The sequence below is a fragment of the Photorhabdus cinerea genome (genome assembly GCF_011189575.1).
GTDB lineage: Bacteria > Pseudomonadota > Gammaproteobacteria > Enterobacterales > Enterobacteriaceae > Photorhabdus > Photorhabdus cinerea.
In genome coordinates this window covers 1-5,952 of record NZ_PUJW01000058.1, presented here as the reverse complement: position 1 = coordinate 5,952, position 5,952 = coordinate 1, and the positions used below count along the sequence as shown (strand labels likewise).

4 protein-coding genes, 2 pseudogenes and 1 CRISPR repeat array are annotated in these 5,952 nt (G+C 40.8%); all 6 genes and pseudogenes read right to left on the bottom strand.

Annotated elements, in window-relative coordinates; translation table 11 throughout:
- Positions 1-124: 124 nt before the first annotated feature.
- Positions 125-613: pseudogene (gene csy3, locus C5469_RS21905) on the bottom strand (type I-F CRISPR-associated protein Csy3); the annotation flags it as partial.
- A 23-nt stretch (positions 614-636) separates the two neighbouring features.
- Positions 637-1,599 (bottom strand): type I-F CRISPR-associated protein Csy2, encoded by a 963-nt coding sequence (csy2, locus tag C5469_RS21900; protein ID WP_166310728.1) that lies wholly within the window; start codon positions 1,597-1,599, stop codon positions 637-639.
- The gene (gene csy1 / locus C5469_RS21895) at positions 1,596-2,363 is read right to left on the bottom strand and encodes a type I-F CRISPR-associated protein Csy1 (protein WP_339414601.1); all 768 of its coding nucleotides are present in this window, start codon (positions 2,361-2,363) and stop codon (positions 1,596-1,598) included. Before csy1 ends, csy2 begins: the two co-directional genes overlap by 4 nt.
- Positions 2,359-2,646: pseudogene (locus C5469_RS21890) on the bottom strand (hypothetical protein); the annotation flags it as partial. The gene csy1 and the pseudogene C5469_RS21890, both read right to left, overlap by 5 nt.
- Positions 2,643-3,623 (bottom strand): type I-F CRISPR-associated endonuclease Cas1f, encoded by a 981-nt coding sequence (gene cas1f / locus C5469_RS21885; RefSeq protein ID WP_166310724.1) that lies wholly within the window; start codon positions 3,621-3,623, stop codon positions 2,643-2,645. The gene cas1f and the pseudogene C5469_RS21890, both read right to left, overlap by 4 nt.
- Before the next feature lie 193 nt (positions 3,624-3,816).
- Positions 3,817-4,791: a CRISPR direct-repeat array (repeat unit 28 nt; unit sequence TTTCTAAGCTGCCTGTACGGCAGTGCAC).
- A 616-nt stretch (positions 4,792-5,407) separates the two neighbouring features.
- Positions 5,408-5,617, bottom strand: a complete 210-nt coding sequence (locus C5469_RS21880; RefSeq protein WP_242689563.1) for a hypothetical protein — start codon at positions 5,615-5,617, stop codon at positions 5,408-5,410.
- Positions 5,618-5,952 lie beyond the last annotated feature (335 nt).

Here is a 5,952-nt window from a genome sequence, read left to right as displayed (position 1 = left end):
ATCAAGAAATTTAGTGGGATTGCACGCCGGAAACGCCGAAATGCACATAATGAGTTTTAGTATTGATGCGGAACTGTGCAATAAATAGGCTTAGCGTAGGATATTTTCCGTTTTCCAAGCGGACCCCCTTTACACGAACCTTAATTTCTTCTACTCCAACCCGGTTACGCCACAAAAACCGGCCATTAGCCAGGTTTTCTGCATAACGTGCAGCAAGTGTTTTGAAACCATGTTCAGCGATATAACCGTTGATTATGTCTGCCAATTCAGCCTGATAATCCTGATCATTACATACCGATGGTGTGGAAAGATTGCCTAAGACCCGTAATGTGAAACTGACTTTTAAGGTATCAGAATCAAAAGGCAATGCAGCAACATCAACACGTTGTAGGTTTGCTTTTTGAATCTCCGCATCTAATTTGGCCGGATCGCTAGTTAAAGCGTTTTTCAAGCGGTTGGAAATCGTCCCTCGGACAGCTTTTTCCTGAATAGCAATAGGTTGCCATTCACCGTCAATTTGTTCCCAGTTTCCAGCAAACATTAAAGCATCAGAATTAGAAAGTTTACGTTCAAACGCCAGTACAGAAGCCGTTTTAATAGTTGATTTAGACATGTAGATATCCTTCTTTAAATTAATCAGTCGATTATTCTTACTTTCTTATTTGGTTTGGATTGACGGGCAATAGTCTGTTGATTGCAACACCTGTAAACACCCTCTTGATAGTCATAACACCAAAGTAACTGGCGAATATCGTTAATACGGTGCGGGCTTTTCCATTCACCTACTCCATAAATTGCTTCTACAAAACAAAATGGAGTATTGGGATCACGAGTTTTCTCCACTTGCCCGGCGGGATATAGCGGCGATATTGCCTGATAACCTGTCATCAGAGGAACTAAATATCCAGAATCTGGCTTTGGAACATATTCCCAATATGCCGGATCACCAATTTCAGGTTGCTTATCTTCCTGAGCTGGAATAGCCCGCATTTTAATAGTAGAAAAATCAAGCCAGGCATCAATCATTTCTACCTGAGGATTATCCTGTTTTAATTCTTCGTAGTGTTTAGCTAACAATTCAGAGCGATCTAACAAGGCAAAACCCGGCAATAAACGACGCATTAACTTACGGGTTTCCTGTTCTTCTTGCGGAAAAGCAATAACATCCACTTTAGCAATTTCAGTGATAGTACCGCCAGCTAATCTCTGAGTTGGACATATTTCCAGTAAATATTGTTCCAATTCGTTAGCCTCTGTATCGCCAGCAATTTCACCAGAACATTCTATTAATAAAGAAACCGTCATATGCATACGGCCTTCTTCATTAAAAGAAGCTGTCTTTGCCTCTTTAGTTAATGGATTGCGAGTTAAAGCAAAGACTTTATCCCTAATCGGATCAGACTGATAAGCATGCAGTTGGTGGTTATGGCAAATAACACCACAATTTTTCAATCTTAAATTGTAGCTTTGTTGTAGCTTACGTGAAAGTGCATGAGTAAAACCAAGAAAATGAGTGATTGCCGGAAAACCATAGGTTAAACCAGTAATCGCATTAGCATTCTCTACTCGAATGTGACGTAAAACAATTAAATGGCTCATAACGGTACCTCTGGCAATTCATCCTCAAATTCGCGTAGGCGTTTTTTAAACACAGAAGCCCACTCACGACGTTCAGATAATTCCATTTCTAACCGTTCATGCTTTAAACTCTGGTTCAACCAGTAACTAAAATCTGCGGCTATTTCTTTTTTCCAGTCACCTCTTTCACGTTCAGATCGGAATTCTTTATCCAGTTGACAGCGATAAGGATCAAGCCAAAGCTGTTGAGCTCGTTTTAACTCACAATCATCACTGGCACTCCAGCCTTTAATTTCAAACAGATTTTGTATACCAGCAACATAGCTAAATAAAATATCAATAATTTGATCGACAAATTCCTGACGAAGTTTTCTGATTTTTCTACTACTTTCGATATCCTGAACAACAAATAAATATTGCTGCATCTTTCCGATAGTTTCACGAACTAATGAGACAAACTCACTACGCCTTTCAAAAATGGATCTATGCCCCATAGGAGGTTTGGTAATACTTAGCCAATTGGGTGAAGCACAAGATAAAAGCCAAACTCGTCCACCTCGTACGCTATTAAGGTAAGAAATATTTTGTGGCTTAGTACCACCAATATTCCGTACAGCTGTATTAGGATAAATTACTCTAGTTTCAGGATGCCAACATTCTTCTTTCTTTGCCTTATTAATTTCTTTAGATAATTCACCAAAGCGGGCTTCAACGATACGCTGATGCATAGCATGAGCCAGAGATGACGAAAATAGTGGACTTAATAAATGATACTCGTCATTCACGCTGTGTCGTATTAGTGGGTACAATTCCCCGCGAGTTAAAGCGTCGCAAGTTCCCAACTATCCATAACAATTCAGTTTGGCTGCCACTTTTTATCCAATGGCAGGCAACTGCGGTATTACGTCGCGCGGTTTTACGTAATAGCTTACGTAAAGTATTTAAACCTTCCAGTGTGATAGCCGTTTGCCAGGTTCGATCACCTTTTCGTTCAGCAAATTGATCCAAAATTCGGCGGGTTTCTGTTAGAGCTCGTTTATTACACTGGGAAACTAAGAGAATATTCATCGTGCTACTTGACTCAATTGTTGTGCAGTTGTTTGTAGTGCCTCAATCATGGTGTCTAAAGCATCAGCTTTTTGAAATCTACTAATGCAGCGTTGGCGAAATTCCTGTTCATCTTCTCCAACCATTGCAGCAATAAATGCTTGTGGCAATACCAACGCATCTTTAATCAGATCAGCAACATCGAAAACCAAACCGCCACGACGGGTTTTTCCATGTAACACAGCCAAACCATGTGGCAAACCAATGACCCACGTTGCAACTGCTGCCAACCCGTAAGCCAGATAATTACCGTGATCAAGAAAACGGTTTGCCAAATCGACCCCACCACCGCGTTTTGCCCGCACAAAGTCACCATAACTCACCGCATTGGCTGCCAGTTTGTATAACGCTTTAGTCATCACCGCTTCTTGTGCCATTAAATCTTTATTATTGCTGCAACCTTCAAGATTCTGCTCATAACGTGTGAGTAATGACAATAAACGCTCACTACTAATCATAAAAGAGTTGTCTCGAAGCATTCGACTACTTAACCAATGCTCACGGATTTGTGTAATACGAATTTTCTGAAAAGCAATCGCTGCGGCTAATCGTTTTTCATCATCAAACCAGAAGCTCACCCAATCTTGTAAATATTCAGTAGGGCGATATTCGCTTTGTGGTGTCAGCCAAGATACATCAACTTCAACCTCATTGGCTGCAAACAGCGGTGTACCGCTACCACCACAAAAACCGACCAAAACACCTGCTTTAGCAAATTCACGCATTGCCGCCTGAGTAATAGAAGTCCCCGTTCCCAACATAATCACCGTGGTATTTGCAATTGGAATATTCCAATACAGTGATTGTTTTCCCTCATCAGTGACATATTCAACACGGCCACCATTAACTAATATCCTGCAATATTGCAGGTAATAAATATTAGAGCGTTTGGAATGCAAAATCGTTTTGAGGTCACTTGGAGAAAAGCTGTTATCCATAATTAAGAATTACCCGAATAGTTAATTTCACTTATGGAAAACATTATGCATAAATTTTACACAAGGTAAAATATCGCGAATGCAAATTAAAAAAACTTTACAATTCCTTACTAATTCGCAGCGTGGTACCTTTCCTGAACAGGAATGATTATGCTTTACACATCGGCATAGTGCCAAACGGTGACACCCCAACTTTCTAAGCTGCCTGTACGGCAGTGCACAACTACCGTCAGTTGTTCTAATGAATCATTTTTTTCTAAGCTGCCTGTACGGCAGTGCACGGATTTTAAATGGCTGACGTCGCAAGTCTGGCTTTCTAAGCTGCCTGTACGGCAGTGCACGATCTGTCATCCCATCAGCTCAATGAATTACTTTTCTAAGCTGCCTGTACGGCAGTGCACCACTACGGCACACGGCCTCATCATGAGATTTCTTTCTAAGCTGCCTGTACGGCAGTGCACTTCATCAACAAACCGGGTATGAAAACTCAATTTTTCTAAGCTGCCTGTACGGCAGTGCACATATTTACCGCCCGTCGTTCATATCCGGGATAATTTCTAAGCTGCCTGTACGGCAGTGCACCCTGTTTTAATTTCATATATTCGCAATCGAATTTTCTAAGCTGCCTGTACGGCAGTGCACTAATTAGGAATGAAAATAGGGTGATTTTTAGGTTTCTAAGCTGCCTGTACGGCAGTGCACGATAATCTTACATCAAAGTGTTTCACAATCTAATTTCTAAGCTGCCTGTACGGCAGTGCACGAACCGGGCCGCATTAGTATCGCTATAATACGTTTCTAAGCTGCCTGTACGGCAGTGCACTCGGCCATATTTCGCAAGGCTCACAATTCAAGTTTCTAAGCTGCCTGTACGGCAGTGCACTCTGAATAAAGGAAATAGAATGGACAAAGAATTTTCTAAGCTGCCTGTACGGCAGTGAACGAACGGTGTCAACTAAGTTTCTAAGCTGCCTGTACGGCAGTGCACACAACAACACAGCCTTAACCTACTGATATATATTTCTAAGCTGCCTGTACGGCAGTGCACGTTATTTTCGGGCACAAGTGGCCAGCCGTAAATTTCTAAGCTGCCTGTACGGCAGTGCACGCTACATGGGTAAACTGGCAGAATCAGATAAATTTCTAAGCTGCCTGTACGGCAGTGCACTGTTACATATTAACTTTAACCTGTTGATTTTTAAATAGCACAACTGTTAAAAAGTGAAAAACCCTTTTTATAAGAGATAATTAATTTTTCAAAAAAATCAATTGGTTATAAATCACTTCAAAAAAAGGGTAAAAATAAGGTTGTATCCCAAAGACCATCACACACTCAAGCCTTCTATCCTAATATCTATGCAGTAAGTGAGAGTGTTGCCTGTAAAACGTTCAATGATGATAGAACAATCACACCGAACTCTATCATCGACAAAAATTAGCGCCTCTTATCTCGCAGGCTTTTTCAATATTGGTATTTATTGAAGACAATCAATCCTCCAGTTCAGGATATTGATATGCCGGATTTACAAGGTATCTTACCTTGTCTTTACAAACTGTAAGTTCAGCATATGGGATCACTCGGAACTTACTCGAGGTGTCTGCATTTTCAACAGTAACGATAAACAGTTGACGCTTAATATCACCTCTACAGCTTAAGCGTCTAATAGAAAACATCCTCTGCGATGGTTCATCAAAAAAAGAGTTGATAACTTCTGTTGAGTGGCTAATAGTCTGTATAGATCTGGTATGCTCAACTCCCATATAGCCCACTAACATCATGAAATTCAAGTGAATAGATATAGTGAAGTGCCTTGCTCTATTTGTTCCATTTTCTGCTTTAACCCTAACCAGTTGATATTATGAAAAATCCCCATTAGGGGAAGCTGGATAACATTGCGCTTTGCTAGCATCTCGATAGACTGCTTCACCTCATCATGTCGAGAACCGACCAGTTCAACAATAATCTCTGCAATAATCATACTATTGCTGTTCATATTGGATATGATTCTTTTTGTTCAGATGTGGCGCTATTCATACGTCCCGCTTTGATTTTACAAAACGATTATAACCCTTAGTAAATTCCCCTTGCCGATTACTGGCGCAAATTTTGTCTGGGTGCATAGCAGCTTTTTGATTTTTTCTGCGTAAAGGGACGTTAGCTTTCTTTGCGCTTATGAAATAATGCAGTTACTAACCAAGCAAAAGGAAATGTCATGAACGCATCCCACCTAACATTGACTGGGTGCACAAAAGATGAACAGTGAGATGTGGAGCCTCACAGATTTCCGGCATCATAGTGCCCAATACGGGATGCCTAGTGCTCCCTCAG